Origin of the sequence: Streptomyces sp. NBC_00442 (genome assembly GCF_036014195.1) — a bacterium.
GTDB lineage: Bacteria > Actinomycetota > Actinomycetes > Streptomycetales > Streptomycetaceae > Streptomyces.
In genome coordinates, this window is record NZ_CP107918.1 from 5013060 (window position 1) to 5040048 (window position 26989).

General features: G+C 73.1%; 24 protein-coding genes and 1 pseudogene. 22 read left to right on the forward strand and 3 right to left on the reverse strand.

What is annotated here, in order from left to right; translation table 11 throughout:
- Positions 1–67 precede the first annotated feature (67 nt).
- The 3 genes and pseudogenes from qcrB to OG432_RS22420 all read left to right on the forward strand — a co-directional run.
- Positions 68–1609 (forward strand): annotated as a pseudogene (gene qcrB / locus OG432_RS22410) (cytochrome bc1 complex cytochrome b subunit); the annotation flags it as partial.
- 43 nt (positions 1610–1652) lie between these two features.
- Positions 1653–2087 carry a PPOX class F420-dependent oxidoreductase gene (locus tag OG432_RS22415; protein WP_328312741.1) on the forward strand — a complete coding sequence of 145 codons (435 nt, stop codon included), beginning with the start codon at positions 1653–1655 and terminating at the stop codon, positions 2085–2087.
- Positions 2088–2190: 103 nt separating this feature from the next.
- A complete protein-coding gene (locus tag OG432_RS22420; protein WP_328312742.1) occupies positions 2191–2862 on the forward strand; it encodes a TetR/AcrR family transcriptional regulator in 672 nt (223 codons plus the stop codon).
- A 19-nt stretch (positions 2863–2881) separates the two neighbouring features.
- Here the strand turns inward: OG432_RS22420 and OG432_RS22425 are convergent, their stop codons facing one another.
- A complete protein-coding gene (locus OG432_RS22425; protein ID WP_328312743.1) occupies positions 2882–3757 on the reverse strand; it encodes a glycosyltransferase family 2 protein in 876 nt (291 codons plus the stop codon).
- Between the two features lie 117 nt (positions 3758–3874).
- Here OG432_RS22425 and OG432_RS22430 point away from each other — a divergent pair, with 117 nt between their 5' ends.
- From OG432_RS22430 to OG432_RS22455, 6 genes are all read left to right on the forward strand, one after another.
- Complete coding sequence (locus tag OG432_RS22430) at positions 3875–4780, forward strand: patatin-like phospholipase family protein (protein ID WP_328312744.1); 906 nt, start codon at positions 3875–3877, stop codon at positions 4778–4780.
- Positions 4777–5811, forward strand: a complete 1035-nt coding sequence (locus OG432_RS22435; protein WP_328312745.1) for a 1-acyl-sn-glycerol-3-phosphate acyltransferase — start codon at positions 4777–4779, stop codon at positions 5809–5811. Before OG432_RS22430 ends, OG432_RS22435 begins: the two co-directional genes overlap by 4 nt.
- 278 nt (positions 5812–6089) lie before the next feature.
- Positions 6090–7097, forward strand: coding sequence for a Gfo/Idh/MocA family protein (locus tag OG432_RS22440; protein ID WP_328312746.1), 1008 nt, complete (start codon positions 6090–6092; stop codon positions 7095–7097).
- The gene (locus OG432_RS22445; protein WP_328312747.1) at positions 7094–8317 is read left to right on the forward strand and encodes an ATP-grasp domain-containing protein; all 1224 of its coding nucleotides are present in this window, start codon (positions 7094–7096) and stop codon (positions 8315–8317) included. The genes OG432_RS22440 and OG432_RS22445 overlap by 4 nt, the downstream gene beginning before the upstream one ends.
- Before the next feature lie 37 nt (positions 8318–8354).
- Positions 8355–9587 (forward strand): ATP-grasp domain-containing protein, encoded by a 1233-nt coding sequence (locus OG432_RS22450; RefSeq protein ID WP_328312748.1) that lies wholly within the window; start codon positions 8355–8357, stop codon positions 9585–9587.
- The gene (locus tag OG432_RS22455; protein WP_328312749.1) at positions 9574–10875 is read left to right on the forward strand and encodes an MFS transporter; all 1302 of its coding nucleotides are present in this window, start codon (positions 9574–9576) and stop codon (positions 10873–10875) included. Before OG432_RS22450 ends, OG432_RS22455 begins: the two co-directional genes overlap by 14 nt.
- Here the strand turns inward: OG432_RS22455 and OG432_RS22460 are convergent.
- A complete protein-coding gene (locus tag OG432_RS22460; RefSeq protein ID WP_328312750.1) occupies positions 10844–11731 on the reverse strand; it encodes a DMT family transporter in 888 nt (295 codons plus the stop codon). The genes OG432_RS22455 and OG432_RS22460 overlap by 32 nt on opposite strands.
- 108 nt (positions 11732–11839) lie before the next feature.
- On the opposite strand from OG432_RS22460, the gene OG432_RS22465 reads away from it, so the two are divergent.
- Positions 11840–12436, forward strand: coding sequence for a phosphoribosylanthranilate isomerase (locus tag OG432_RS22465; protein WP_328312751.1), 597 nt, complete (start codon positions 11840–11842; stop codon positions 12434–12436).
- 6 nt (positions 12437–12442) lie between these two features.
- On the opposite strand, the gene pdxR is transcribed toward OG432_RS22465, so the two are convergent.
- Positions 12443–13900: a MocR-like pyridoxine biosynthesis transcription factor PdxR gene (gene pdxR / locus OG432_RS22470; RefSeq protein WP_328312752.1), complete on the reverse strand. Its 1458-nt coding sequence runs from the start codon at positions 13898–13900 to the stop codon at positions 12443–12445.
- A 288-nt stretch (positions 13901–14188) separates the two neighbouring features.
- On the opposite strand from pdxR, the gene OG432_RS22475 reads away from it, so the two are divergent.
- The 12 genes from OG432_RS22475 to OG432_RS22530 all read left to right on the forward strand — a co-directional run bounded on the left by OG432_RS22475 (position 14189) and on the right by OG432_RS22530 (position 26951).
- The gene (locus OG432_RS22475) at positions 14189–15541 is read left to right on the forward strand and encodes a nucleotide sugar dehydrogenase (protein WP_328312753.1); all 1353 of its coding nucleotides are present in this window, start codon (positions 14189–14191) and stop codon (positions 15539–15541) included.
- Positions 15541–16569, forward strand: coding sequence for an anthranilate phosphoribosyltransferase (gene trpD / locus OG432_RS22480; RefSeq protein ID WP_328312754.1), 1029 nt, complete (start codon positions 15541–15543; stop codon positions 16567–16569). Before OG432_RS22475 ends, trpD begins: the two co-directional genes overlap by 1 nt.
- 82 nt (positions 16570–16651) lie before the next feature.
- Positions 16652–17440: an indole-3-glycerol phosphate synthase TrpC gene (locus OG432_RS22485; RefSeq protein WP_328312755.1), complete on the forward strand. Its 789-nt coding sequence runs from the start codon at positions 16652–16654 to the stop codon at positions 17438–17440.
- Positions 17437–18633, forward strand: a complete 1197-nt coding sequence (trpB, locus tag OG432_RS22490; RefSeq protein ID WP_328312756.1) for a tryptophan synthase subunit beta — start codon at positions 17437–17439, stop codon at positions 18631–18633. Before OG432_RS22485 ends, trpB begins: the two co-directional genes overlap by 4 nt.
- A complete protein-coding gene (trpA, locus tag OG432_RS22495) occupies positions 18620–19423 on the forward strand; it encodes a tryptophan synthase subunit alpha (RefSeq protein WP_328312757.1) in 804 nt (267 codons plus the stop codon). The genes trpB and trpA overlap by 14 nt, the downstream gene beginning before the upstream one ends.
- Complete coding sequence (locus OG432_RS22500; RefSeq protein WP_328312758.1) at positions 19420–20580, forward strand: DegT/DnrJ/EryC1/StrS family aminotransferase; 1161 nt, start codon at positions 19420–19422, stop codon at positions 20578–20580. The genes trpA and OG432_RS22500 overlap by 4 nt, the downstream gene beginning before the upstream one ends.
- The gene (locus OG432_RS22505) at positions 20577–21719 is read left to right on the forward strand and encodes a DegT/DnrJ/EryC1/StrS family aminotransferase (RefSeq protein ID WP_328312759.1); all 1143 of its coding nucleotides are present in this window, start codon (positions 20577–20579) and stop codon (positions 21717–21719) included. Before OG432_RS22500 ends, OG432_RS22505 begins: the two co-directional genes overlap by 4 nt.
- The gene (locus OG432_RS22510) at positions 21716–22564 is read left to right on the forward strand and encodes a sugar phosphate isomerase/epimerase family protein (protein ID WP_328312760.1); all 849 of its coding nucleotides are present in this window, start codon (positions 21716–21718) and stop codon (positions 22562–22564) included. Before OG432_RS22505 ends, OG432_RS22510 begins: the two co-directional genes overlap by 4 nt.
- A complete protein-coding gene (locus tag OG432_RS22515) occupies positions 22557–23867 on the forward strand; it encodes a M20/M25/M40 family metallo-hydrolase (protein WP_328312761.1) in 1311 nt (436 codons plus the stop codon). The genes OG432_RS22510 and OG432_RS22515 overlap by 8 nt, the downstream gene beginning before the upstream one ends.
- Complete coding sequence (locus OG432_RS22520) at positions 23864–24973, forward strand: Ldh family oxidoreductase (RefSeq protein ID WP_328312762.1); 1110 nt, start codon at positions 23864–23866, stop codon at positions 24971–24973. The genes OG432_RS22515 and OG432_RS22520 overlap by 4 nt, the downstream gene beginning before the upstream one ends.
- On the forward strand, positions 24970–26280 hold the full coding sequence (locus OG432_RS22525; protein ID WP_328312763.1) for a Gfo/Idh/MocA family protein: 1311 nt from the start codon (positions 24970–24972) through the stop codon (positions 26278–26280). Before OG432_RS22520 ends, OG432_RS22525 begins: the two co-directional genes overlap by 4 nt.
- A complete protein-coding gene (locus OG432_RS22530) occupies positions 26277–26951 on the forward strand; it encodes a phenylalanine--tRNA ligase beta subunit-related protein (RefSeq protein ID WP_328312764.1) in 675 nt (224 codons plus the stop codon). The genes OG432_RS22525 and OG432_RS22530 overlap by 4 nt, the downstream gene beginning before the upstream one ends.
- Positions 26952–26989: the final 38 nt, after the last annotated feature.

Genomic DNA, 26989 nt, shown 5'->3' on the forward strand with positions numbered 1-26989 from the left:
GAGGTCCTCCCCGTCCGTCCGGCGTGCGCGCCTTCCGCAAAGGCGCACTGGGGCAAGGGAGTTCGCGGTGGCAGGGCGTGGGGAGCGGATCGCCGACTGGGCGGACGGGCGGGTGGGGCTGCACCGGCTCGCCAGGAGCAGCATGCGCAAGATCTTTCCGGACCACTGGTCGTTCATGCTCGGCGAGATCTGCCTGTACAGCTTCGTCGTCATCATCCTGACCGGCGTCTGGCTGACGCTGTTCTTCAAGCCGAGCATGGCCGAGGTCGTCTACGACGGCCCGTACGTCCCGCTCCATGGGCAGCGCGTCTCCGAGGCGTTCGACTCCACGATGCACATCAGCTTCGAGGTGCGCGGTGGGCTGCTGATCCGGCAGATCCACCACTGGGCCGCGCTGGTCTTCATCGCGGCGATGTTCGTGCACATGATGCGGGTGTTCTTCACCGGCGCGTTCCGCAAGCCCCGCGAGGTCAACTGGCTCTTCGGGTTCGGCCTGCTGTTCCTCGGCATGCTGGACGGCTTCTTCGGCTACTCGCTCCCCGACGACCTGCTCTCCGGCACCGGGATCCGCTTCATCGAGGGCGTCGTCCTGTCGGTGCCGGTGGTCGGCACCTACCTCCAGATGTTCCTGTTCGGCGGCGAGTTCCCGGGGACGGACATCATCCCGCGCTTCTACAGCCTGCACGTGCTGCTCGTCCCGGGCGTCATGCTGGGGCTGCTCGTGGCCCACCTCGTCCTGGTCTTCTTCCACAAGCACACCCAGTTCGCGGGTCCCGGCCGTACGAACGACAACGTCGTCGGCATGCCGCTGCTCCCGGTCTACCTGGCGAAGGCCGGCGGCTTCTTCTTCCTCGTGTCCGGCGTGATCGCGGCCGTCGCGGCGATCGCCTCGATCAACCCGATCTGGGCGTTCGGACCGTACCGCCCCGACCAGGTCTCCACCGGCGCCCAGCCGGACTGGTACATGGGCTTCGCGGAGGGGCTGATCCGGGTGATGCCGGGCTGGGAGATCGACGTGTGGGGCCACACCCTGGTCCTCGGCGTGCTCATCCCCTTCCTGCTCTTCCCGGCCGTGCTCGGCCTGATCGCGGCGTATCCCTTCGTGGAGGCGTGGATCACCAGGGACGGGCGCGAGCACCACCTCCTGGACCGGCCGCGCAACGCCCCCGTGCGCACCGCGCTCGGTGCGGCCTGGATCAGCCTCTATCTGGTGACTCTGGTCGGCGGCGGCAACGACCTGTTCGCCACGCACCTCCACCTCTCGCTCAACGCGATGACCTGGGCGGTCCGGATCGGTTTCTTCGTGGTGCCGGTGATCGTCTTCGAGGTCGCGCGCCGCTGGTGCCTCGGGTTGCAGCGGCGCGACCGCGACCTGGTGCTGCACGGCAGGGAGACCGGCATCGTCACGAAGCTGCCGCACGGGGAGTACGCCGAGCTCCACGCGCCCCTGTCGGCGGCGCGGCTGCACACCCTCACCGCCCACGAGCAGCCCCGGCCGGCCGCCGAAGGGGGCTCGCTGCGGGCCCGGCTCTCCCGCGCCTGCTTCGGCGAGGGCGGACAGGTCGCGAAGGCGACACCGCAGGAGCGCGCGAGGCTCGCCGAGGCGCACGCGGGTCGTGCCGGGATTTCGGGTCACGCCGGGGGTGATGGGCATGCCGGGCACGCGGGCGGCGCCGCCGGTCAGTGAACTCGCTTGCTCCAAGCGCCTGTCGGTGACGACGTACGCCCGCAACGGTGTCGCGGCGACCGACGCGGTGTGGGTGATCCGGGACGGCCGGGGCCTCGGCGTCCTCCTGCCGTCCGCGTCACCCCTGGCGGACCGGCTGCGCGCGGGGTCGCGGGTCCTGGTCGCGGCCCGAGCGGGGGCGCTGCGGGTGCGGCCCGCGTTCCTGGACGCCGAGGGGAGCGCCCGCTACCGGGTCGCACTCATCGACAAGTACGGCCTGGCCGCCGTGGTCGGCCTGGCCCGCAGCCGGCTGCGCCACGGACTGGCCGGCACGGTGGGCGTACGTCTGGTGATCGGCGCGGACGAGCGCCGCCTGATCGGGCCCGACTGGCAGCCGAGCTGGACGTACAGCGCGAACTGACCCCGGGGCGGACCACCGCCCCGGCAGCACGGGGGACTGCCGGGGCGGATCGGGGCGCGGGCCGGGGCCGGGGCCCTGGCCTGCTGGGATAGGGTCGGGGGCCATGGCAGCGCAGGAGAGCAGGAAGAAGTCCCCGCCCCTGCGGCGCGACGCCCGGCGCAACCGGGACCTCCTGGTCGCTGCGGCCCAGGAACTCTTCGCCGAGCGGGGGATCAACGTCCCGCTCGACGAGATCGCCAAGCGCGCGGGCGTGGGCAACGCGACCCTGTACCGCCGCTTCCCCACCCGCGGCGACCTGGTGGAGGCCGTCTTCCACGGGGACCTCACCGCCGTGATGGCCGCCGGTGAACGGGCCCGCGCCGCCGACGACGCGTGGGGGGCGCTGACCGCGTACCTGGAAGGCGTCTGTGCGCTGATCGCCCGCGACCGGGGCGTCAGCGACCTGATGACCACCGGGATCGAGGGCGCACCGACCCTGGACGCGATCCATGTCCACAACCACGCGACCCTGAGCACGTTGATGCGCCGGGCCGTGGCCGACGGAGAACTGCGCACGGACGTCGCGCCCGAGGACCTCCTCTTCGCGCTCAGCGCCCTCGGCGGCTCGCTCCCCGCGGTCGAGAGGGTCCGCCCCGGCTCGTGGCGCCGCCCCCTGGCGCTGCTCCTGGACGGCTTCCGGGCCACGGCCCAACGCCCCCTGCCCGAACCGGCCCTGAGCGCCGAGGAAACCCGGCACGTCCACCGCGAACTGGGCGGCGAACCTCCCACGCCATGACATGGGCCGGGGGCCGTCGTCAGATCAGCGGGGGCCGGCCCAGGCGCGTCATCCGCCACACGGTGCGCCACCTCATCGCTGTGCGGGGCCCGCACGGCGTGCGCAGCCCTTCGAGGAACCCGCCGAGCCACGCCCCCAGCGCGCCGACGGAGCGCACCCGCGCCGTGGTGAGCAGGACCCACACCCCCAGATAGACCGGGATCAGCGGAATCGGAAGCCGGCGCCGCGCGAGCCAGACCCGGTTGCGGGCGGTGTGGCGATAGTGGCCGGCATGGCGGGCGGGGGAGGTCCTCGGGTGCTGGAGGACGAGCTCGGGTTCGTACAGGATCCGCCAGCCGTCGTCCAGGGCCCGCCACGCCAGGTCCGTCTCCTCGTGCCCGAAGAAGAACTCCGCCGGCCACAGGCCGATGCGCCGGAGCATCGGAACGGAAAGCGCGTGGCCCCCGCCGAGGAAGGCGGTGACCGGGCCGCGGCGCATCGGGTCGCCCGCCCGCAGCCGGGGGACCCAGCGCCGCTCGGTCCGGCCGTGCTCGTCCGCGACCCGGAACCCGACGATCCCCAACTCCGTTTCGTCAGCGAACAGTTGACGAACCCTGCGGAACACGTCGTCGGCGACGAGCAGGCCGTCGTCGTCCAGTTCGACGACGACGTCGACCTCACCCGATGCGCACAGGATCTCCAGCCCGGCATTGCGCCCGCCGGGACACCCCAGGTTCTCCTCCAGCGGCACCTTGGTCACGTCACGCCCGACGTCCGTGAGCGGCGTCGCGTTGCCGACCAGCACGACCCGCGCCGCCGGCACGTCCTGCTTCTCCACGGAGGCGAGCAGGGCCTCCAGCTCACGCGGGCGGTTGCCCATCGTCACGATGACAACGCCCAGACGCGGCAACGACATGGTGGAAGGCTCCCCGTGCTCGGTGAAGTGCGGCTTCTCGCACCTGCTTCATCCTCACCCACGCGGAGTCGCGCCCGGGACGCGGATGGTCGGGGCCGGACGGGGCAGGGGGCAGGTATGGACGAGGATGTGAGGGTGGGGCAGCCGCGCGGGGACGGGTACCGGTGTGCGTTCGTCCTCGGCGGCGGAGGGGCGCTCGGGGCCTACGAGGTGGGGATGCTCAGGGCGCTCGTCGAGGCAGGCGTCCGGCCGGATCTCGTAGTGGGGACGTCGGTGGGGGCGATCAACGGCGCGGCGTTCGCGGCCGAGCCGAGTGCCGAGTCCGTCGAGCGGCTGGGTGAGCTGTGGGGGAGCCTCGGGCGCTCGGGGGTGTTCTCCGGGTCGGTGCTGCGGCGGCTGCGGCTCGCGGCGCGCAACCGGACGCACGTCTACTCGTCCGAGCCGCTGAGCGAACTTCTGGAGAGCCGGCTGCCGGCCAAGCGCATCGAGGACCTCGCGGTGCCCTTCCAGTGCGTCGCGGCGGGCATCGAGAGCGCCGCCGAGCACTGGTTCACGCAGGGGCCGCTGGTCCCGGCGGTGATGGCCTCCTGCGCGGTCCCGGGGCTGCTGCCGCCCGTCGAGGTCGACGGGGAGCACTTCCTGGACGGCGGCCTGATCAACAGCATTCCCGTGGGCCGTGCCGTCGCCGCCGGGGCCCGCACGGTGTACGTCCTGCAAGTCGGGCGCGTGGAGCGGCCGTTGACGGTTCCCCGGGCGCCGTGGGAGGTCGCCACCGTGGCGTTCGAGATCGCCCGGCGGCATCGCTTCACCCGCGACATGGCCGACCTGCCCTCGGGCGTCGAGGTGCACGTGCTGCCCACGGGCGCCTCGTCCGGCAAGGGTGAGGACATCGCGGGCCGCACGTTCCGCCACCGCGACTTCGGGCGCTCCCGGCAGCGCATGGAGTGCGCGTACGAGGCGTCGGCCGCCTATCTGGAGGCGGCGGGCAAGCCGGCGGCCCCCGCGGACCACGGCGCTCCGTGAGCCGCACGGCCGGCGCGCGTGACGCGGCCAGACGCTGCGTCACCGTGCCCGCGCTCCTCGCCCTGATCCCCCTCGCCCTCGCGCTGCTGCTCGTCACGTTGCTGCTCGCCCCGCTCTCGCCGCTCGCCGGGCGCCACGGCCGGGCCTGGCAGCCGCAACGGCTGGCGCTCTACGCCTTCGTGTACCTCGTCGCCGACCTCGCCGGGGTGTGCGCGGCGCTCGTCGTCCGGCTGCGCTGTCTGGGCGGCGGCCCGGCCCGGCGGGAGCGTCTGGTGGCGCTCAACTACCGGCTGCTCGCGCGGCTGCTCGGCTTCCTGGTCGGCTGCTCCCAACGGATCTTCGCGCTGCGCCTCGACGTCGATCCGGCGATCCCGCCGCCCGGCGCCCGGCCGCCGCACGGCATGGTCGTCTTCGCCCGCCACGCCGGCCCCGGCGACTCGATCCTGCTGGTCCACGGCCTCCTGTGCGGTGCCGGCCTGCGCCCCCAGGTCGTCCTCAAGGAGTTCCTGCGGTGGGACCCGTGCATGGACATGGTGCTGAGCTGCCTGCCGCACTGCTTCGTCCCGCGCCGGCCCGACGGTCGTACCTCCGACGAGATCGGCGCCCTGGCGGCCGGGCTCCGGCCGGGGGAGGCGCTGGTGGTGTTTCCCGAGGGCGGCAACTTCACCGAGCGGCGCAGGCGGCGGTCGATCGGCTGGCTCGTGCGCACCGGCCAGCTGCGCAGGGCCGCCCGCGCGCGGCGCCAGCACCACGTCCTGCCACCGCGGATGGCGGGCCCGCTCGCCGCGCTGACCGGGGCGCGGGACGCCGGAGCGGCCGTCGTCTTCGTCGCGCACACCGGCCTCGACCGCATCGACTCGGCCTCCCGCCTGTTGCGGTCGATCCCCCTGCGGGACCCGGTGCGCGCCACCTGGTGGAGCGTGCCCCGCGCGGCGATACCGCCCGAGCGCCAGGCCCGCGAGACATGGCTGACCGACCAGTGGTCGCGCGTGGATGCCTGGATCGCCGCGGAGTGGCGCAGGGGCGCATAGGCCCGTTCCGCCTCGCCCGGAGGAGCCGTACGGCCTCGCCCCGGAGGAGCCACCGCCCCGTCCCGAGGAGTCCGCGCGGACCCGGCCGGGCCCGCCGCGGCGCCGGGCGCACCGGCCCTCGGGGAGCACCGTCCTCCGAATGGTCCGGAGAGCGGAAGTGAGAGTGGTCTGGAGCGCGACCCGACCCGTTCGCAGACTGTGGGGCACAGCCGTTCGGAGTCCGCGCGCAGTCGTGCGCGGACCCAGCGAAAGCCGAGACGGGGGACACTGTGGCGGCGTTGCCCACCACCATGCCCGGCGGACCAGAACGTCCGCCTTCCGTGATCGTGGGCTACGGTCACGCGGGCAGAGATCTGCACCATGCGGCGCTGCGCACCCTGCACGGCGCGGACACCACGGTCTTCGTGGTCGATCCCGCTCTGCGCGAGGCGCCCCCGGGAGTGCGGCTGCTTCCCTCGCTGCGGGCCGCGGCCGACTGCGGTCCGATGGCGGACACGGTCTTTCACGTCACCACCCCGCCGGGCGCCCATGTCGACTGTGCCGAGCGTCTTGTGGGGCTCGGGGCGCGGCGCATCATCCTGGAGAAGCCGATCGCCCCCACCTCCGCGCAGAGCGGGCGGCTGTGCGAGCTGGCCGAGGACGCGACGATCCTGCCGGTCAGCGTCTGGCCGAACAGCCGCGTGACCGGAGAGGTGGAGAGCGTCATCGCCTCGGGCGAGATCGGCGAGCCCGTGGCCCTGTTCATGGAGCAGAGCAAGCCCCGGTTCGGCCGCACCTCCTCGTCCGACGCGCACCGCACCGCCTTCGAGGTGGAGCTGCCCCACCAGGTGCTGCTGGCGCTGCACCTGGCCGGGGCGCGGGCGACGATGCTGTCCTCGGCGTCCTGGGCAATGCCACTGCCGGACCGCGTGATTCCCGCGATGGGCGGCGCCGTGCTGCGGCTGGAACACGAGAACGGCACCGTCAGCACCCTGCTCAGCGATCTCACCTCCCCGGCCCGGCGCCGGCATCTGCGCGTGACCGGCACCAAGGGGGAGGTCCTTGCCGACTTCCCGGTCGGCGCCGACGACCCCTTCGGGCAGATACGGATCTCCGGGAGACCCGGCCGCACCGTGGTCGAGGACGCGCCGCTCACCCGGTTCGTCGAGGCCGCCTACGCCTGCTTCTCGGGCACCGGACCGCCGCCCCCGGCCGGTCTGGCCCTGCACCACCGGAGCATCGGCCTCCTGGAGCAGGCCCGCGACCGGGCCGTCCCCGCGGCCTTGGAGGAGGTGCGGGCAGGATGAGGATCGCGATCGTCGAACCGCGCTCGGCGGGCTGCCAACTGATCGACAGATCCGCCGAGTTGGGCCACGAAGCCATCGTCCTGACCGCCGGGCACGGGGACCGCCGGGTGCCGGACGCGCACCTGGCCCGCGCCGGCCAGGTGGAATCCGTCGACACCAACGACGACGCGGCGACGCTCGCGCGGCTGCGCAAGCTGCACGAGCAGCGGCCGCTCGACGCGGTCGTGCCGGGTTTCGAGCACTACGTTCCCTCGTCCGCCGCCGCGGCCGCCGGCCTCGGGCTGCGGGGCCTCTCCGCCGCCACCGCCCTGGCGCTGCGGCACAAACACGTGATGCGCGACGTCCTGCGGGCCCACGGGACCGACCAGCCGGGCCACGTCCTGGTGACCGACGAAGCGGCGCTGGCCGCGGCCACCGAGGCCGTGGGCTTCCCGTGCGTGATCAAACCGGTCGACCAGTCCGGCAGCCTCAACGTCCGCAAGGTCACGGGCCCGGCCGAGGCGCGCGAGGCGTTCCGCCGGATCCACGCGTACGGCGTCGGCTATCTCGACCGGGCGGGCCTGCCGCTGGTGCTCGTCGAGGAGTACGTGTCCGGGCCCGAGTTCAGCGTGGAGGGGTACGTCGAGGACGGCGCCGTGGTGGTGCTCGGCATCACCGAGAAACAGCTCGGCCCCGAGCCCTGGTTCGTCGAGGTCGGCCACGTCGTCCCGGCCCGGCTCGACCACGGCACCGCCCGCGTCGTCGAGCGGTACACCACCGACGTGGTCCGGGCGCTCGGCCTGGAACTCGGCCCCTTCCACGCCGAACTCCGGCTCTCCGCCCGGGGCCCGCTGCTGATGGAGGTCGGCGCCCGACTGCCCGGCGACCGCATCCCCGACCTGCTCAGGCTGGCCACCGGGGCGGACCTCTACGAGATCACCCTCAGGTCGTACCTGGGCCTGCCGTGCCGGCCCGGGGCGCCCGCGCCCGGCACGGGCCACGCCGGCATCCGCTTCTTCCTGCGGCCCGGACTCGGCAGCTACCGGCGGATGGAGGTCGCGCCGGAGCTCCGCTCCGACGCCCGCGTGCGGGAGATCGGCGCGCTCGTCGCGCCCGGCCGGCCGGTACCTCCGCAGGGCAGCTCGGCCAGCCGCCTCGGCTACGCCCTCGCTGCCGCGCCGAGTTACCGGGCCACCGCCGAAGCGCTCGACGCGGCGGAGCTCGGAACGCGTTTCGCGTAGTCGCATCCCCTTGTCCCCCACGAAAACGGAGCATGAAATGGGACGCCACGTCCTGATCCTGAACCGCTGGAACAACCGATTCGCCGAATATCACCGCTACCTCGACCACCGGGTGGACCGGGTGAGCTACGTGACCACGGCCGCCGGAGCCGGCCCCCTGGACGCGGAGCTCGCCGAGGAGATCACGGTGGTGGCGGATCTCGCCGACCGGGCCGCGGTCCACGCGGCCGCCGCCGAACTCGCCGCCGCACACGGCCGGTTCACCCACGTCCTGGCCCTCTCGGAGTTCGACCTGGAACTCGGGGCGGAGCTGCGCGAGCGCCTCGACGTGCCGGGCAAGCGCCCGGCGGAGGTGCGGCTGGTGCGGGACAAGGTGGTGATGAAGGCCGCGGTGGCCGCCGCGGGCCTGCGGGTGCCGGCCAACCGCGCGGTCGAGGACGCCGACGACGTACGGGCGTTCGCGGCCGGGGCCGGATTCCCGTTCGTCCTGAAGCCGCGCGGCGGGGCCGACAGCCAGGGGGTGCACGTGCTCCAGAACGCCGAAGCGATGGAACGCGCCCTGGCGCAGGAGGAGTTGGCCGGCTTCCAGTGCGAGGAGTTCATCGACGGGACCCTCTATCAGGTGGACGGCGTGGTCCGCGGCGGCGTCCTGGAGACCCTCCGCAGCTGGCGCTGCCTCGGCTCCTGCCTGGACTTCGCCGAGGGGTCGCCCTTCGGCTCGGTCGCCAACGACGAGGCCGCGTTCGAGGCGCGGGTGGCCGAGTTCACCAAGGGCGTGCTCGCCGCCCTCGACCTGACCGACGAGGTCTTCCACCTGGAGGTCTTCCGGAGCGGCGGCACGGACGAACTGGTCTTCCTGGAGATCGGCGCGCGGGCCGGCGGCGGCCAGGTGCGGTTCGTCTGGGAGGAGGTGTACGGGCTCGACCTGATCGAGGCGTCCGTCCACGTCCAGCTGGGCATCGAGCGGGAGTACCCGAGGGCGGAGATCGGCGGCGAGGTCGCCGGATACCTGATGATGCCCGAACCTCCGCTGCGCCCCGCCGTGGTGCACCGGGTGGCGTCGCTCACCGACGCGATCCCCGAGCTCTACGCCGAGACGCTGCCCCCGGCCGGGACCGTACTGGACGGCAACGGCGGGGCCGTGCACACCGCGGGGACCTTCCGGTTCCGGGCCGCGACGGCCGAGCGGGTGCGGGTGGCCATCGAGACCGCGGTGAAGCTGTACGAGATCGACTGGTCGGCGGCGGAGGACACCGATGTCACAGCCTGACCGGGCCGCCCGGACCCTGTGGGGGCACGCCGACTTCCTGCGCCTGTGGGGCGGCCAGACCGTCGCCCTGTTCGGAACGCAGATCACCCTGCTGTCCCTCCCGCTGACCGCGATGCAGCTGCTCGACGCCTCCGCCGGCCAGCTCGGTCTGCTGAACGCGCTGGAATACCTGCCGGTCGCCTGCGTCACCCTCCTCGCGGGCGTGCTCGCGGACCGGGTGCGCCGCCGCCCGCTGCTGATCGCGGCCAACCTGGGGCGGGCCCTGGTGCTGGCCCTGATCCCCGTGTTCGCCTGGGCCGGCCATCTGTCGATGGTCCTGCTCTACGTGGTCGCCTTCACCACGGGCCTCTTCACCGCCCAGTTCGACGTGGCGTACCAGGCGTTCCTGCCCACGCTGATCGAGAAGCGGCTGCTGGTCGAGGGCAACAGCAAGCTCCAGTCGAGCCAGTCCATCGCGCAGACCGCCGGGCAGGGGGCGAGCGGCGTTCTGATCCAACTGCTCACCGCTCCCGTGGCGGTGGTGGTCAACTCGGTCGGCTATCTCGTCTCGGTCGCCTCGCTGCTGAGCATCCGCACCCCCGAGCCCGTGCGGACCGGCCCGCGGCGCAGCATCCGGGCCGAAATCGTCGAGGGGCTGCGCGTCACTCTCGCCCACCCGGTCCTGCGGGTCGTGATGGTCGAGTCGGCCTGGTTCAACCTGATGTGGGACGTGGTGCTGGTGGTGATGCCGCTCTACGGCATCCGCTCGCTCCACCTGGGCGCGGCCGGCCTGGGCCTGGTGATAGCGGCGGGCAGCGTCGGGGCCTTCGCGGGCTCGCTGGTCGCCGGACGGCTCGGGCTGCGGCTCGGGACCGGGCGGGCGATGGCGGTCGGCATGGTGATCGCCTGCGTGGCGCTGCTCCTGCTGCCCGCGGCGGCGGGTTCGCACGCCGTGGTCGTGACGCTCCTGATGGCGGGCTACGTGGTCAACGGCTTCGGCATCACCATTTTTAACGTGCACTCGGTGGCCCTGCGCCAGGCGCTGGTGCCGGTCGAGCTGACCGGCCGGGTCAGCGCCACCTACCGCTTCGCCGCCTTCGCGGTGATCCCGGTCGGCGGCTTCACGGGCGGGCTGCTGGCCGGATGGCTCGGCCCGCGCACCGCGTTGGCGGTCACGGTGGCGGGCCTGGTGATCGGCGCGGTCGCCTTCCTCGGCTCCCGCGTGGTCCGCCGGGCCGACGCCCACACCGTCGAACCGCCGGCGGAGCGCACCCTGGTCACCGCGGGCGATCCGGCGCAGGCGCACTGACCCCGTACAGCACGGCCGCCCCGATCACCAGCGCGCCGAGCACCGACGTCGGCGCGAGGCGGCCGGTGCCGAGCACCGGGCCGAGCAGGACGGCGGTGAGCGGGACGATGCCGGCGAACAGGCCGGCCCGGTCGACACCCAGCAGTCCGATGCCCGCGTACCAGAGGAAGAAGGCGAGCGCGGTGACGACCAGGGTGAGATAGCCGAGGGCGAGCCACTCCGCGACGGTGGGGCGCTGCAACGCGTCGGCACCCTCCGTCAGGGCGGCGGCCACCGCGAGCATCGGGGCGGCCGCCAGGCAGGCGAAGGCCGAGAGCCGCCGGGCCCCGAGGGCCGGCAGCAGGCTGACGGCCAGGAGCGAGAAGCAGCACTCGCAGGCGAGCGCACCGAGCGCGTACAGGAGACCGGTGACCGAGCCGTGGCCGAAGGCCTGGATGACGCAGACCCCGGCGGTGGTGACCAGGGCGGAGAACGCGATCCGGGCCGATGGCCGCTGCGCGGAGCCGAGCGGACCGGCGACGGCCAGGACGATCGGGGCCGCGCCGACCACCGCCCCGACCGTCGACGGGTCCGCCCGTCGCACCGCTTCCAGGAGGCAGACGTTGAACCCGGCCATGCCGGTGGCGGCGAGCAGCGCGATCCTGGCCCACTGGCGCGGGGTGAGCCGCGCGGCGGGAACGGCCGGGCCGCGCCGCGCGAGGAGCAGCAGGAGCCCGGCCACCACATAGCGCCACGCCTGGCCGGAAAGCAGCGGATATTCGGTGAGCACCGGGCTCACCGCCGCCGAACTGCCGACCGCCACCATGGCGGTGGCGGCGCAGATACTTCCGCGTGCCGTGCTTGCGTCGAGGGACATGGAAGAAAGTTAACGGCGGGTTGCCGAGTTGACGCTCGGTCCAATTGGGGTCCGGATCACCGGACCAATTCAATCCACGCGAATGTGGGAATTCAGGGAGTGGGACAGATGTTCGTCAAGATCTGTGGTTTGAGTACGGCGCCGGATATCGCGGCCGCCGTGGACGCGGGTGCCGATGCGGTCGGTTTCGTATTCACCGAAAGTCCACGCCAGGTCGGCCCCGCGGCCGTCCGCCGGCTGGTCGACGAGGTCCCGGCCGGTGTGCTGACGGTCGGAGTGTTCCGGGACGAGCCGCTCGACCTGGTCCGTGAGACGGTGCGCGCCGCCGGCGTCGGGGCCGTCCAACTGCACGGCACGCACCCGCCGTCGGCCTTCGCCGCGCTGCGGGATCTGGGCCTCACGCTGGTACGCGCCACATCGGCGGCCTCGGCCGCGGGCGCCGACTGCGGCGGTTTCGGCGAGGACCTGTTGATCCTGGACTCCCCGAGCCCGGGTTCGGGGGAGGCGTGGGACTGGTCCGCACTCGGCGCCGCCCCGCCCGCCGGCCGCTGGATGCTGGCCGGCGGCCTGGCCCCGGGCAATGTGCGCGAGGCGATCGAGGCGGCGCGCCCGTGGGGCGTGGACGTGTCGAGCGGGGTCGAGGCACGCAGAGGCGTCAAGGACCCCGCCCTGATCGAGGAGTTCGTGCGGCGCGCCAGGGCCTGAACGCGGTCAGCCGCCGGCGTAGGCGGGCGCCCGCACGGGAGAGCCGATGGTGCGCCGGCGCGCGGAGCGCTGTTCTTCGATGGCGTCCCTGATGACGTACATGGACTCGGCGATGCCGGCCAGCGGAAGGGTGGAGTAGCCGACCACCAGGGCGGGCGGCCGGCTGCCGGGCCCGAACTGGTAGCGCGAGCCGCCGTGGACCAGGACCGAACGGTCGAGGGCCGCCGCGGTCACCGCCGACTCGTCGATGCCGTCCGGGAGTTGGAGGTAGGCGTGCAGCCCGGCGGACGAGCCGACCACCCGGGCCTGCGGCAGGTGGAGCTCGACGGCCTGCGTGAACGCCTCGCGCCGGGAGCGGTACCGGGAGCGGACGCGGCGCAGGTGGCGGTCGAGCATGCCGCTGGTGATGAGCTCGGCGAAGGCGCACTGCGTGATGCCGTCGGAGCCGAGGTCGTGCTGGGACCTGACGCGGGTGAGCAGGGTCGCCAGGTACTCGGGAATGACGAGCCAGCCGAGCCGCAGGCCGGGGACGAGGATCTTGCTCGCGGTGCCGGCGTAGACGACCCGGTCCGGCGCGAGACCCTGGAGCGCGGACGGCCGGTCCCGGGGGTCGAACCAGAACTCCCCGTCGTAGTCGTCCTCGATGATCAGCCCGTCGACGTCCTCGGCCCAGCGCACGAGGGCCGCCCGGCGCGCCGGGCTCATCGAGATGCCCGTCGGGAACTGGTGGGCGGGCGTCACGAGCACCGCGCGGGCGTCGCTCGCGGCCAGCTGCGCCACGTCGATGCCCTCCTCGTCGACGCGGACCGGCACGGTGCGCATGCCGCTCTCCTCGATGTACCGGCGCTGCCCGTTGTGCCCGGGGTCCTCGACCGCGAGCTTGTGGATGCCCAGCTTGGGCAGCGACTTGCAGAGCAGGGAGAGCCCCTGGGCGAAGCCCGCCGTCACCATCACGGTGTCCGTGCCGGCCCGCACCCCCCGCATCCGGCCCAGATATCCGGCCAGGGACTCGCGCAGCGCGGGCAGCCCGGCCACCGCCGGATAGTCCAGTTCCTCCGGGCCCGCGACGGCGAGGACGGTCTTGTAGCAGGCGAGCCATTCGACGCGCGGGAAATTGGTCACGTTGGCCCGGCCGGTGCGCAGGTCCCAGGTGACGGGTGGCACGGGTTCGGGATCGCGTAATGCCTCGCCCATCATCGGCTCGACGGCGGCGGTCCGGTGCGCGACCCGCGTCCCCGATCCCTGAAGGCACGTCAGAAATCCCTCGGCGGTGAGCTGTTCGTAGGCCTCGACCGCCACGCTGCGTGAAACACCGAGGTCGCTGGCGAGTTGTCGGGTGGAAGGGAGACGAGTGCCGGGGTGCAGGACTCTCTCCGTGATGCAGCCTTTTATCGCGGACTTGATCTGATTCGTCAAAGACTCGTTTGAATCACGGTCAACCTCGATGGAGATGTGCCAGGTCACGCGTCCAAAACCCCCCCGGATAGAGACGCATCGGCGACTGTCGCCGTCGGCACATTAAACACACAATTTGGGATCGAATCCAGTTATGTGAGACCGGAACATACCGCTCCGTGTGGCGTATTCGCCCCAATTCGGCACGCCGGTCTTCCGCGATCGGCCCCGCTCGCCGGGCCGCCCGCGTCTGGTCTGCTCCGCGACGCCACAAATGGTCTGGGTGCGCCTCGAAGCCAGCTGGTCGACTGGAGTCACCGCACACCGATCCGCTAGCTGGACTGAGGGAACGAAGACATGACGAGTTTGTCTGCCCCCGCTCTCGCCGTCGCAAGAACGGGCACGGCCCAGGACGCCGAAGCCAGGGCGTTCGCGTCGAGGGTCGAGGACCGCACCATCAAGGTCGGGATCGTGGGTCTCGGCTACACCGGTCTCCCCCTGGCGCTGGGCTTCGCCGACGCCGGGTTCCACGTGGTCGGCGTCGACATCGACCCCGTCAAGGTGGAGTCCGTCAACCGCTCCGAGTCCTACCTGCCCGACCTCACGGACATCGAACTGCAGGACGTCGCCGACCGGTTGACGGCCGTGCCCGACCCGTCGGCGCTGCACGACGCCGATGTGGTGATGATCTGCGTACCCACGCCCGTCACCCCCGAGCAGACCGCCGACCTGGCGTACGTGTCGACCGCGGTGGACAGCGTGCTGCCGTACCTGCGGGCCGGGAGCCTGGTGGTGCTCCAGTCCACCGTGCCGGCCGGCACCACCGCGGAGATCGGCCGGAAGATCACCGCCCGCACCGGGCTCATACCCGGCGAAGACCTCTACCTGGCCATGGCCCCCGAGCGGGTGGACCCGGCCAACACCAACGGCTGGACGCTGCTCAACACCCCCAAGCTGGTCGGCGGCGTGGGTGCCGAATCGACCCGGCGGGCCCAGCTGTTCCTGGAGCAGGTGTGCCGCACGGTGGTGCCGGTCTCGAGCCCCGACGTCGCCGAACTGTCGAAGGTGTACGAGAACACCTTCCGCCTCATCAACATCGCTCTCTCCCTGGAGCTTTCGGACCTCTGTCACAAGCTCGGCCTCCCGGTGCGCGAGGTCATCGACGCCGCCGCGACCAAGCCGTTCGGCTTCCTCGCGCACTACCCGGGCCCCGGCGTCGGCGGCGAGTGCATCCCCGTCGACCCGCTGTTCCTGAGCGAGCGGGCCCGGCGCGAGGGGCTCACCCTCGGCCTGGTGGAGACCGCCCACCGGCGGATCAGCGAACGGCCCGGCCAAGTCGTCCGCCGCGTCGGCGAGTTGCTGGCGGCGCGGGGCCAGGAACTGAAGGGCGCGCGGGTCCTGATCGTGGGGGTGAGCTACAAGGCGGGCGTCTCCGACCTCCGCAACGCCCCGGCCCTCGACATCGTGCGGGGGCTGCGCGCCCAGGGCGCCGAGATCTCGTACTTCGACCCCATGGTCCCCGGCTTCGAGGTGGACGGCCTGCCCGTCGCCACCGCCACCTGGGGCCGCGAGCAGCTCGCCTCCCAGGACTGCGTGGTGCTGGTCACCCCGCACGGCCGCCTCACGGCCGAACCGGCCTGGTCCGCGGCCCCGTTGGTGCTCGACACCCGGGGCGAGCTGGCGCCCGCCGCCAACGTCGAGGTGCTCTGATGAGCCGGGGCGCCGGGACGACGCTCACCTCGGCCACCCGGCACCTGGTGCTCGGCCGCGATCTGGACGCCGAAGCCGCGGGGGCCGCCGTATCCGTCCTGCTGTCCGGGGACACCGATCCGCTGGACGCCGCGGCCTTCCTGACCGCGATGGCCGCCAAGCACCCGTCCGCGACCGAAGTCGCCGCCACCGTACGCGTCATCCTGGCGGCGGCCCGGCCGGTGGCCTGGTCGGGGCCGGCCGTCGACGTGGTCGGCAGCGGTGGCGACGGCAGCGACTCGGTGAACATCTCCACCCTCGCCGCCCTGATCGCCGCGGCGGCGGGGGCGACCGTCGCCAAGGCGGGCAACCGGGCCGCCACCAGCAGCTGCGGCAGTGCCGACGTACTGGAGGCGCTCGGCATCCCGATCGAGCCCATCGAGCGGGTGCCGTCCCTGCTGGCCCGGCACCGGTTCGCCTTCCTGTTCTCGCCGGCCGTCCACCCGGTGGTCGGCCGACTCGCGCCCGTACGGCGCCGACTGGGCTTCCGCACGCTGTTCAACCTGGTCGGCCCGCTCGCCAACCCGGTCCCCCTCGGCGGGCGTCTGATCGGGGCGGCCGACCACCGCGACCAGGACATCCTGGCGCAGGCCGCGGCCGAACTCGGCCTGCGGCGCACCTGGATCGTGCACGGCCACGGCGGTCTGGACGAGCTGAGCACCTCGGGCCTCAACCGGGTCCTCATGGTGGACGGCGACACCACCACCGAGACCAAACTCGACCCGGCCGACCTCGGCCTGCGCCCCGCATCGCGCGACGACCTCAAGGGCGGCGACGCCGCGGAGAACGCGGCCACCGCACTGCGGATCCTGGCCGGCGACGCCCCGGCACCCCTCCTCGACACCTGCCTGTACAACGCGGCCGCCGTGCTGCACCTGGCGGACCTCGCACCCGGCCTCGACACCGCGCTCGTCCTCGCCCGCGAGGCGATCGCCGACGGCTCGGCCCTGACGCTGGTCCGCGCGCTCGCCGCCACCGCGGCCGTCTGACCGGCCCCCGCACCACCCCTGACCGTCCCTCCGACCGTACGCAAGCCGTATGCACAGCCATACGGAAGAAGGAGCAGCTCCCGTGCATCTCGATGAGATCGTCGCTCGCAAGCGCGAGGACTGGAGCCGGATCACCGGCACCCCCGCGCTGGGCGAACGCCCGACACCCGCTGTGCCGGGCACCTTCGCCGACGCGCTGCGCGGCCCGGACGTATCGGTGATCGCGGAGGTGAAGCCCAAGTCGCCGTCCAAGGGCGAACTGCTGCCGCTCGACCGCGCCCTCGACACCGCCCGTGCCTACGCCGCCTCCGGGGCGTCCGCCGTCTCCGTCCTCGCCGACACGCCGTTCTTCGGCGGTTCGCCGGAACTGGTCGCCTCGATCGCGGCCGACCCGCAGGTCACCGTCCCGGTGCTCTACAAGGACTTCCTGGTCGACGCCCGGCAGGTCGAACTCGCCCACCAGACGGGCGCGGACGCCGTCCTGCTGATCGTCCGCGCGGTGGACGACGTCCTCCTGAAGGACCTGATCCAGGCCGCCTCCGGGTTCGGTCTCGACGCCCTGGTGGAGACGTTCACCGCCCAGGAGATCGAGCGGGCACTCGCGGCCGGTGCGCAGCTGATCGGCATCAACAACCGAGACCTGCAGACCTTCTCGGTCGACCTGGAGAACTCGGCCAAGCTGCGCACCCTGATCCCGCAGGGCGTGCTCACCGTCAGCGAGAGCGGCATCGGCGGCCGGCGCGACATGGAGCGGATCGCCGGGCACGGCTTCGACGGCGTGCTGGTCGGCGAGAACCTGCTCAGCGCCGCGGACACCGGGTCCGCGCTGGGCGAGCTGCTCGGGGTCCGGGCCGGGCAGGTGACCCGATGACCGGCCGGTTCGGCGACTACGGCGGCCAGTTCGTGGCGGAGACGCTGGTGGGGCCGCTGGAAGAACTCTGGAGCACCTACCTGGAAGCCCGCCAGGACTCCGCCTTCGAAGCGGAACTGAACGGCCTGCTGGCCACGTTCGTGGGCCGGCCCACCCCGATCACCAGGCTGCGCCGCCTCGGCATCGAGCCGCACGGGGTGACGATCTGGCTCAAGCGCGAGGACCTCACCCACACCGGCGCCCACAAGATCAACAACGCCATCGGGCAGGCCCTCCTCGCCCACCGGCTCGGCAAGCGCCGGATCATCGCCGAGACGGGCGCCGGTCAGCACGGCGTGGCCGTCGCCGCCGCCTGCGCCTACCTCGGCCTGGACGCGACCATCTACATGGGCCGTGTGGACGCCGAGCGCCAGCTCCCCAACCTCCAGCGCATGCGGCTGCTCGGCGCCGAGGTGCGCCTCGTCGACCAGGGCACCGCGACGCTCAAGGACGCGGTCAACGAGGCGATCCGCGAGTGGATCACCCATCCCGACACCACGCACTACCTGCTCGGCTCGGTGGTCGGCCCGCACCCCTTCCCCAGCATCGTCCGCGACTTCCAGTCGGTGATCGGCCGGGAGGCCCGCGAGCAGTTCCTCGCCGCCGCGGGACAGCTGCCCGACGCCGTCATCGCCTGTGTCGGCGGCGGCTCCAACTCCATCGGCGTCTTCAGCGGGTTCCTCGACGACCCCGTACGCCTCATCGGTGTCCAGGCCGCGGGCGACGGCAGCGGCTCGCTCGGCCGCCACGCCGCCCCGCTGCTCTACGGCGAGCCCGGCGTGCTCCAGGGCATGCGCACCTATCTGCTCCAGGACGACGACGGCCAGGTGCTGCTCACCCACAGCATCGCCCCCGGCCTCGACTACCCGGGCGCGGGCCCCGAGCACAGCCACCTCAAGGACAGCGGGCGGGTCGAGTACCTGACCGCGTCCGACGACGAAGCCCTGGACGCCTTCCAGGAGCTGGCGCGCTCCGAGGGGATCGTGCCCGCCCTGGAGTCCTCGCACGCGGTCGCCGCGGCGCTGCGCGTGGCCCCCACCTTCGCCCGCGGCAGCCAGCTGCTCGTCAACCTCTCGGGGCGCGGCGACAAGGACCTCACCTCCGCCATGGCGGCGATCGGACAGCGAAAGGAGCAGACCGGTGGAGCGGCTTGAGAAGACCTTCGCCCGCGCCTCGGAGCGGGGCGAGACCGTGCTGGTCGCGTACCTCACGGCCGGCTACCCGGCCCTGGCCGAGACCGGGCCGCTGATCGAGGCGGTCTGTTCGGCGGGCGCCGACATCATCGAGCTCGGGGTGCCCTTCTCCGACCCGCTCGGCGACGGCCCGCTCATCCAGGAGACCACCCACGCGGCCCTGGAGCGCGGCGTCACCGCCGCCGCCGTACTGGAAATAGTGGCCGGGGCCCGCGAGAACGGCGTCGACGTCCCGATCATGCTGATGGGGTATTGCAACCCGTTCCTGCGCTACGGCCTCGAACAGCTCTACGCCGACGCCGCGGCGGCCGGTGCGGACGGCTTCATCGTTCCCGACCTGCCGGCCCACGAGGCGGACGACTGGCTCGCCGCCGCCCGCACCCACGACCTCGGCCAGGTCTTCTTCTCCGCCCCGGGCAGCAGCCCCGAGCGGCTGCGGGCCACGGCCGAGCGCTCGCGCGGCTTCCTGTACGCCCTGGCCGCGAACGGTGTCACGGGCATCCGGGAGGAGCTGGACCCGGGCATCGACGCGTACCTGAGCCGGGTCGGCGAGGCGACGGGCAGCACCCTGCCGGTCTGTGTCGGCTTCGGGATCTCCCGGCCCCGGCACATCACCGCGCTGCGGGGCCGGGCCGCGGGCGTCATCGTGGGCAGCGCGCTGCTGAGGGCGATCGGCGACGAGCAGACCCCCGCCGGGCGCATCCTCGCGGCCAGCAAGCTGATCGGCGAGCTCAAGGCGGCCTGCCGATGACCGCCTCGACCCGGCTGTCGCCCGCGGAGCAGATACCTTTCTTCACCGGCGCCGAGTCGATCCGCCGCACCTGGGCGGCCCTTGAGGCCCGGCTGCGCGAGGTGGCCTCCGTCGGCCGCTTCACCTTCGGGACGCTCGGCCGGGAGCTGGAGGAGCGGATCGCGGCCCTGACCGGCGCCAAGCACGCCATCGCGGTCGGCAACGGCACCGACGCGCTGATCATCCTGCTGCGCGCGGCCGGTGTCGGCCCCGGGGACGAGGTGATCGTCCCGGCGTACACGTTCTTCGCCTCCGCCTCGGCCGTCCTGCACGTCGGCGCCGAGCCGGTCCTCGTGGACGTGGTGCCGGGCTCGTACGCGATGGACCCGGCGGCGGCCCGCGCCGCGATCACCGAGCGCACGAAGGCCATCATGCCCGTGCACCTGTTCTCGCAGATGGCGGACATGCGCACGCTGCGCGACCTGGCCGACGAGCACGGCCTGCTGCTCCTGGAGGACAGCGCCGAGGGCATCGGCATGGTCATGGGCGGCCGGCACGCGGGGCTCTGGGGCGGAGGCGGGGTGCTCTCCTTCTTCCCCACCAAGACCCTCGGCGCGCTCGGCGACGCCGGGATGATCCTCACCGACGACGACGCCGTGGCCGAGCGTGCCCGGCGGCTGCGCAGCCACGGTCAGGCGGTGGACGGCAGTTACGAGTACCTGGAGCTGGGCTACAACAGCCGGCTCGACGAGATCCAGTCGGCGGTCCTGCTCACCCGCCTGGAGACCCTGGCCGCCGACATCGAGCGCCGGGCCGAGCTCGCGGCCCGCTACGACGAGGGCCTCGCCCCGCTGGCCCCGGTCGTACGGATCCCCTTCATGGCGAAGGCCGCCGAGCCGGGCAACACGGTCTGGTACGTCTACCTGATCGAGAGCGACCACCGCGACCAGCTCGTCGCATACCTCGCCGCGCACGGGGTGGGCACCGAGGTCTACTACCCGCGCCCGCTGACCGAGCAGCCCGCGCTCGCCCCGCTGCCCGGCGCCCGGCACCCGGTGCCGGTCGCCGAGGCGGCCAGCCGGCGCGCGGTGGGCCTGCCGCTCTACCCGGACCTGACGAACGACCAGGTCGACCGCGTGTGCGAACTCGTGCACCGGTTCCACAAGGAGCTCTCGTGACGACGACCCTTCCCCCCGCCCACGCCGTGCCGTACTTCGACTGGGCGGCCCGCTACGAGGGCTGGACCGACCAAGTGCTCGCGGCCGTGCGCGAGGTCGCGGACTCCGACGAGTTCATCCTCAAGTCCCGGGTGGCCGCGCTCGAGGCGCAGATCGCCGAGCGGACGGGCGCCGCCCACACCATCGCGGTGGCGAGCGCCACCGGTGCGCTCACGGTGATCCTCGCCGCGCTGGAGCTCGGCCCCGGCGACGAGGTCGTCACGCCCGCCTTCTCGTTCATCTCGACCGCCAGCACCGTCGCCCTGCGCGGCGCCCGCCCCGTCTTCGCGGACGTGGACTACGACACCGCCTGCCTCGATCTCGGCGCCGCCGAGGCCGCCGTCACCGGCAACACCCGGGCCCTGCTGCCCGCGTACCTCTTCACCACCCACCCCGACATGACGGGCCTGGCCGAGCTGGCCGGGCGCCGGCGGCTCGCCCTGGTGGAGGACAGCGCGGTCGGCCTGGGCGCGACGGTCGACGGCCTTCCGGCCGGCCGGCACGGCACGGCCGGGGTCTTCTCCTTCTTCCCCGCCAAGCCGGTCGGCGGCGCGGGCGACGCGGGCGTGATCGTCACCGACGACGACGACCTCGCCCGCGACGTGCGGATGCTGCGCAACCACGGCCAGGACCTCAACGTGCGCTTCCTGCACCACAAGGTCGGCTTCAACTCGCGCATGGACGAGATCACCGCCGCGTTCCTGCTGCGACGGCTGCCGCGCCTGGAGGAGTTCCTCGCCGCGCGCAGGGAGCTCGCCCAGGAGTACAACGACCGCCTCGCCCCCCTCGCACCGGACCTGCTGACCCCGCCGGGCGGCTACGGCGACCGCGCCGTCTACACCTACGTGGTGCGCGCCCAGCGCCGCGACGAACTCAAGGAGTTCCTGGCGGGGGAGGGCATCGAGACCGTGGTCTACTACCCCAAGCCGCTCCACCTCCAGCCCGCCTTCGCCCACCTCGGCCACCAGGAGGGCGACTTCCCGGTCGCCGAGCGCCTCGCCCGCGAGTGCCTGGCACTGCCGCTCCACCCCGGCATGCGGTCCGGGGCCGTGGCCCAGGTCGCCGACGCGATCGAGCGCTTCTACCGAGGTGCCCGGTGACCTGGACCGAACGGGCCTGCGGGATCGGCGACGAGGCCGCCCCCGGCCTCGCCGAGCAGATAGCCATCCATCGCGAACTCGGCCTCGGCGCCATCGAGTTGCGCACCGTCGACGGCCTCGGACTGCACGAGCTGGACACCGAGGCGCTCGCCGGAGTGGCCGAGCAGGTCCGGGCGGCCGGGCTCGTGGTGCCGGTGGTGGACACCCCGATCGGAAACTGGTCCACCACGGTGGCCACGGACCTCGACACCGAGCTGTCCGTCCTCGCCGGCTCCGCCGAGGCCGCCCACGCCCTGGGCGGCCGGTGGCTGCGGGTCATGTCCTACCCGAACGACGGGCGCCCCGACGCGGACTGGGCCGCCGAATCGCTGCGCCGCCTCGCGGTCCTGACGCGCGAGGCCGAGCGGCTCGGTGTCCGGCTGCTGCACGAGAACTGCCAGGGCTGGGCGGGCCGGGGTCCCGACGAGACGCTGCGCCTCCTGGAGTACGTGGACAGCCCGGCGCTGCGCCTCATCTTCGACGTCGGCAACGGACTGGCCTACGGGTACGAGGCGGCCGAGTTCCTCGGCAAGGTGCTGCCCTGGGTGGACCACGTCCACATCAAGGACGGCCACCGCACGCCGGCCGGTGCGGTCTTCACCCTGCCCGGCCGCGGCGACGTCGATGTCGCCGGATGCGTACGGCAGTTGGAGCGGGCCGGATACCAGGGGCGGTACAGCCTGGAGCCGCACGTCGCGCACATCCCGCACCTGGCGGCCACCGCGGGCGCCGACGAGCTGGCCGAGGGCTACCGGGCCTGCGCCCTGGGTTTCCGTGAGATCTGGGAGACGATCCACCATGACTGACCCCACCGGGGGGCCCTTCGGGCCTCCCGAGCTGGACTGGCTCCTCGACCTGATGGCCGTCCCCTCGGTGTCCCCCTTCGAGGGCGGCAAGGCCGAACTGACCCGCGACGCACAGCAGGTGTTCCTGGACGGCGCGCTCGCCCGGGGCTTCACCGAGGTGCTGCACGCAAGCCCGCCGCCGGCCTTCCTCACCGGCCCGGACGTTCCCGCACCGGTCCGCGAGGCCGTGCTCGCCGACCCGGAGGGCTTCCTCGCCGCCCAGCCGAGCGCCGTGGTGCGGATGGGGCGGCCCGCCGCTCCCGAACACCGGCTGATCGTCAACTTCCATGTCGACACCGTCGGTCCGCACATCGACCCGCGCGTCGCCGGCGGCGTCCTGTACGGGCGAGGAGCGGTCGACGACAAGGGGCCCGGCATCGCGGCCGCCGCGGGCATCGCGGCGGCGTTCGCCGCCGAACCCCGGCTCGCGGACGCCATCGAGGTCCAGCTCGCCTCCGTACCGGGGGAGGAGGGCGGTGCGATGGGCACGTACGGTACCCGCTGGCTGGTCGAGAGCGGACTGACCGGCCGCCTGATGGTGTTCGCCGAGCCCACCGGCGGCCGGGTCATGGACGCCTGCACGGCGGCGATGACGCCCCGGCTGCGGGTGGAGGGCTGCGACAGCACCGACGACCACCCGGCCGGCGGCCACAACGCCACCGCCGCACTGGGCTTCCTCGCGGACTTCCTCGTCCGCCGACTCGGGCCGCGCGCACAGGAGTTGGGGGCGAAGCTCTGCGTGGCCGGGCTGCGCACCGGCGACGCGCACAACCGGGTCTACGGAACCGGCGAGCTGCTGATGAACATCGCCTACCAGAACGTCCGTCAAGCCGCCCTGCTTGAAAGGGAGTTGGAGGCATTGCTCCCGCGGGCCCGCGAGGAGTTCGCGGCGGCGCACGCGGACAACCCGCTCACCGCCCGGCTGGTCGCCGACTGGAGCGAAGTGATCCGCTTCGACTGGCTCAAGCGCGGCCTGCCCGTCCTGGACAACCGCGACGAGGCGATGGAGACGCTGCTCGGCGACGCCGGATTCCCCCGGCACGACGGGCTGGCCGACGGATCGGCCTTCACCTGCGACGCCATCTGGGCCGGCGGGCCCGGCCGCTACGTCGCCGTCTGCGGTCCCGGCGGCCTCGACACGCACGGCGCGCACACCCCGGGCGAGTACCTGGAACTCGCCGAACTCGCCCGCTACGCACGGCAGATCAAGGACCTCGTCGTCCGCTTCGGCACCCACATCGCTACTCAGGAGGCAGAAAGATGACCGTCAGGATTGCGCTGGAGACCCTGCGAGGCTTCGCGCGCGAGGCGCTGCGGCGCTCCGGACTCGACGAGGACGCGGCGGCGACCGCCGCGGAGGTCGTGGTGTACGCCGACGAGCACGGCTTCACCACGCACGGCAGCAACGCGCTCGCCGGCATCTACGCGCCCCGCCTCCTCGACGGCCGGATCAACGCGCGGGCCGTGCCCCGTACGGTCACCGAGACGGCGTCCGGCGCCGTGATCGACGGCGACCAGGGCCTTGGTCTGGTCACCACCACGCTCGCCACGGACCTGGCGGTGAGCAAGGCCCGGGAGACCGGCATCGCCCTGGTCGCGGTCCGCAACAGCAGCCACTTCGGCAGCGCCGGGTACTACGCCCACCGCGCCACCAAGGCCGGTCTGATCGCCATCGCGATGACCAACTGCGGCGCCCAGGGCGTTGCCCCGCCGCTCGGCGGCCTGACGCGGATGCTCGGCACCAACCCGCTCGCGGTGGCGGCCCCGGCGCCCGGCGGAGCGCCGTTCGTGCTCGACATGAGCGCCACCACGGTCGCCACCGGCAAGATCCGGGCGGCCCAGCGCGAGGGCCGGTCCGTCCCCGAGGGCTGGCTGACCGCCCCCGACGGCACGGCCGTCACCGACCCCGACGCCTTCTTCGACGGCAAGGCCGACGTCACGTGGCTGGGCGGTTCGGCGGCGACCGGCGGAGCCAAGGGCTACGGCCTCGCGCTCCTGGTCGACCTGCTCTGCGGTCCGCTGGCGGGCGCCAGTTACGGGCCGACGCCTGACCTGCTCGTCGACGGCGACGAGCGGCCGGACACCGACATCGGCCACACCGTGATCGCCATCGACCCGGCCGCCTTCGGAGCCGGCGAGTCGTTCGGCGCCGGCGCCCGGGAGCTCCTGGACACCGTGAGCGCCTGCCCGCCGGCCGTCCCCGGCGGCTCCGTGACCTACCCCGGCGCTCCCGAGGCCGCCAGGGCCGAGGAGTCGCGGCGCGACGGCGTCGCCCTGCCGGACCACGTCGCCGCCGGTCTCGTCGCGCTCGCCGAGCGGCTCGACCTGGCCGTGCCGGCGGAGCTGCGCGCCGAGGTGGCGGCAGGATGAGGATCGGCATCATCGGCCTGGGCGTGATCTCCCCGTACTTCCTGCGCGCCATCGACGAGGACGACCAGCTCGAACTGACCGCCGCCTGCGACCTCGACCGGGCGAAGCTCGACCAACTCCCGCAGCCGGTGGCCACGTTCACCGACTACCGCGAGCTTCTCGACTCCGGCCTGGTCGACGGCGTGGTGGTGACCCTGCCCAACGATCTGCACGCCCCGGTGGTGGCCGCCGCGCTCACCGCGGGGATCCACGTCGCCTGCGAGAAGCCGCTGACCGTGGCCGCCTCGGACGCCCGCGAACTCGCCGCGATCGCCGAGCGGACGGGCAGCACCCTGTTCACGGCGTTCCATCGCCGCTACAACAGCCATGTCCAGCGTCTCGCACGGGAGTTGCCGGACCGCGCGCTGATCGAGCGGGTGGTCGGCCGCTACCACGAGCGGATCGAGGAGCACACCGGCAACGACCACTGGTATCTCGACCGGGACCGCTGCGGCGGTGGCTGTGTGATCGACAACGGGCCCAACGCGCTGGACGCACTGCGCCAGGTCGTCGGCGAGCTGACGCTCACCGACGCGACCATCGGCGACGTCCGCGGCGGCGTCGAGTTCTACGCCGATCTGGAGCTGCGCACCGCGGACGGCATCCCCGTCTCCGTGGAGCTGGACTGGGCGCTGCCCACCGGCGAGATCAAGGACATCGTCGTCCACCTCAAGGACGGCAGCACGGTCCGCGCCGACATGCTGGAGGGCTACGACGGGTTCAAGTCCTCGCTCGATCACGAGTACCGGGGGATCATGGCCGATTTCCGCGCGGCGGTCGACGCGGGCCCTGCGCGGCGCGACGACGGGCCGGTCGTGGTGGAGCTGGTCGAGCAGGCGTACCGGACGGCCAGGAGCAAGGAGCGGCGGCTGCGGATGCCCGCCAAGGAAGCCGTCGGCGCGCACCTCGTCAAGCTGCTGTTCCACCGGCGCGAGGACCGGGGGATGAGCCTGTCGCCCTGGGCCTCGCGCTGTGTCCGGGCGGGCGACGTGCACGAACTGGTGACCACCACCGACCTTCCGGCCGCGCCGGGAGACCGGATCGACGCCGTCGGATTCCTCGGTTTCGCCGAATTCCGGCGCGCCACCGTGCTGGAGCGCGGGGACCAACTCTGGCTCGGTGAAAGGCTGATAGGCGACGTCGTCGGCTTCGACGAATGCCATGCTCCCAATCACTACAACGTCCTGATCCACAGCGACCGGTTGCTCACCGCCGAGGACCTCGACCTCTCGGCAGGAGACCTGGTCGTCTTCAAGGAGCCCACATGACGGACAGCACCACGTCCCTCGCACCCCCCAGCCCCATCGCCGTCGACGCCGCGGCGGCCGCCGCCTTCCCGGGCGTCGAGGTGCTCGCCACCACCGCGGAGGTGACGGCCGAGAGCCTCGACGAGGCGGCGGACCGGCTCTGGCTCGCGCAGCACGGCGCGTGGCACGAGCAGTCCCGCGGCGCGATCCGCAACCACCCCCGCGTGGCCGCCTACCGGCAGCTGTCCAAGCTGATCGGCCAGGACCCGGACCGCCAGCCGCCCTCCATCCAGGCCCTGATCGACCGCGGCCTGCGCGCCAAGCCGGCCGGCGCCTGGCCGCGGATCAACCCGGTGGTGAACGCGGTGAACGCCGTGGCCGTCACCGACCTGGCGGCGCTCGGCGTCTTCGACGCGGACCGCGTCACCGGCGCCGTGCGCCTGACGGTGAGCCGGGGCGGCGAGGACTTCCTCGCCCTCGGCGCCGATCACGCGGCCGCTCTGGAACCGGGCCGGCTGATCCTGGCCGACGAGGTCCGGGTCCTCTCCCTGTTCGCCCACCGCGACGGCGTCCACCAGTCGGTGACCGCGGCGACCCGCCGGGTGATCCTGCTGGGCTGCGTCGTCCCCGGCATCGACCCGGAATCGGTGGCGGCGTCCCTGACCCGGGCGGCGGCCCTCGTCACGGGCTGACCGGCCCGGCGCCGGCGCACACCGCCGACCCGCCCCGG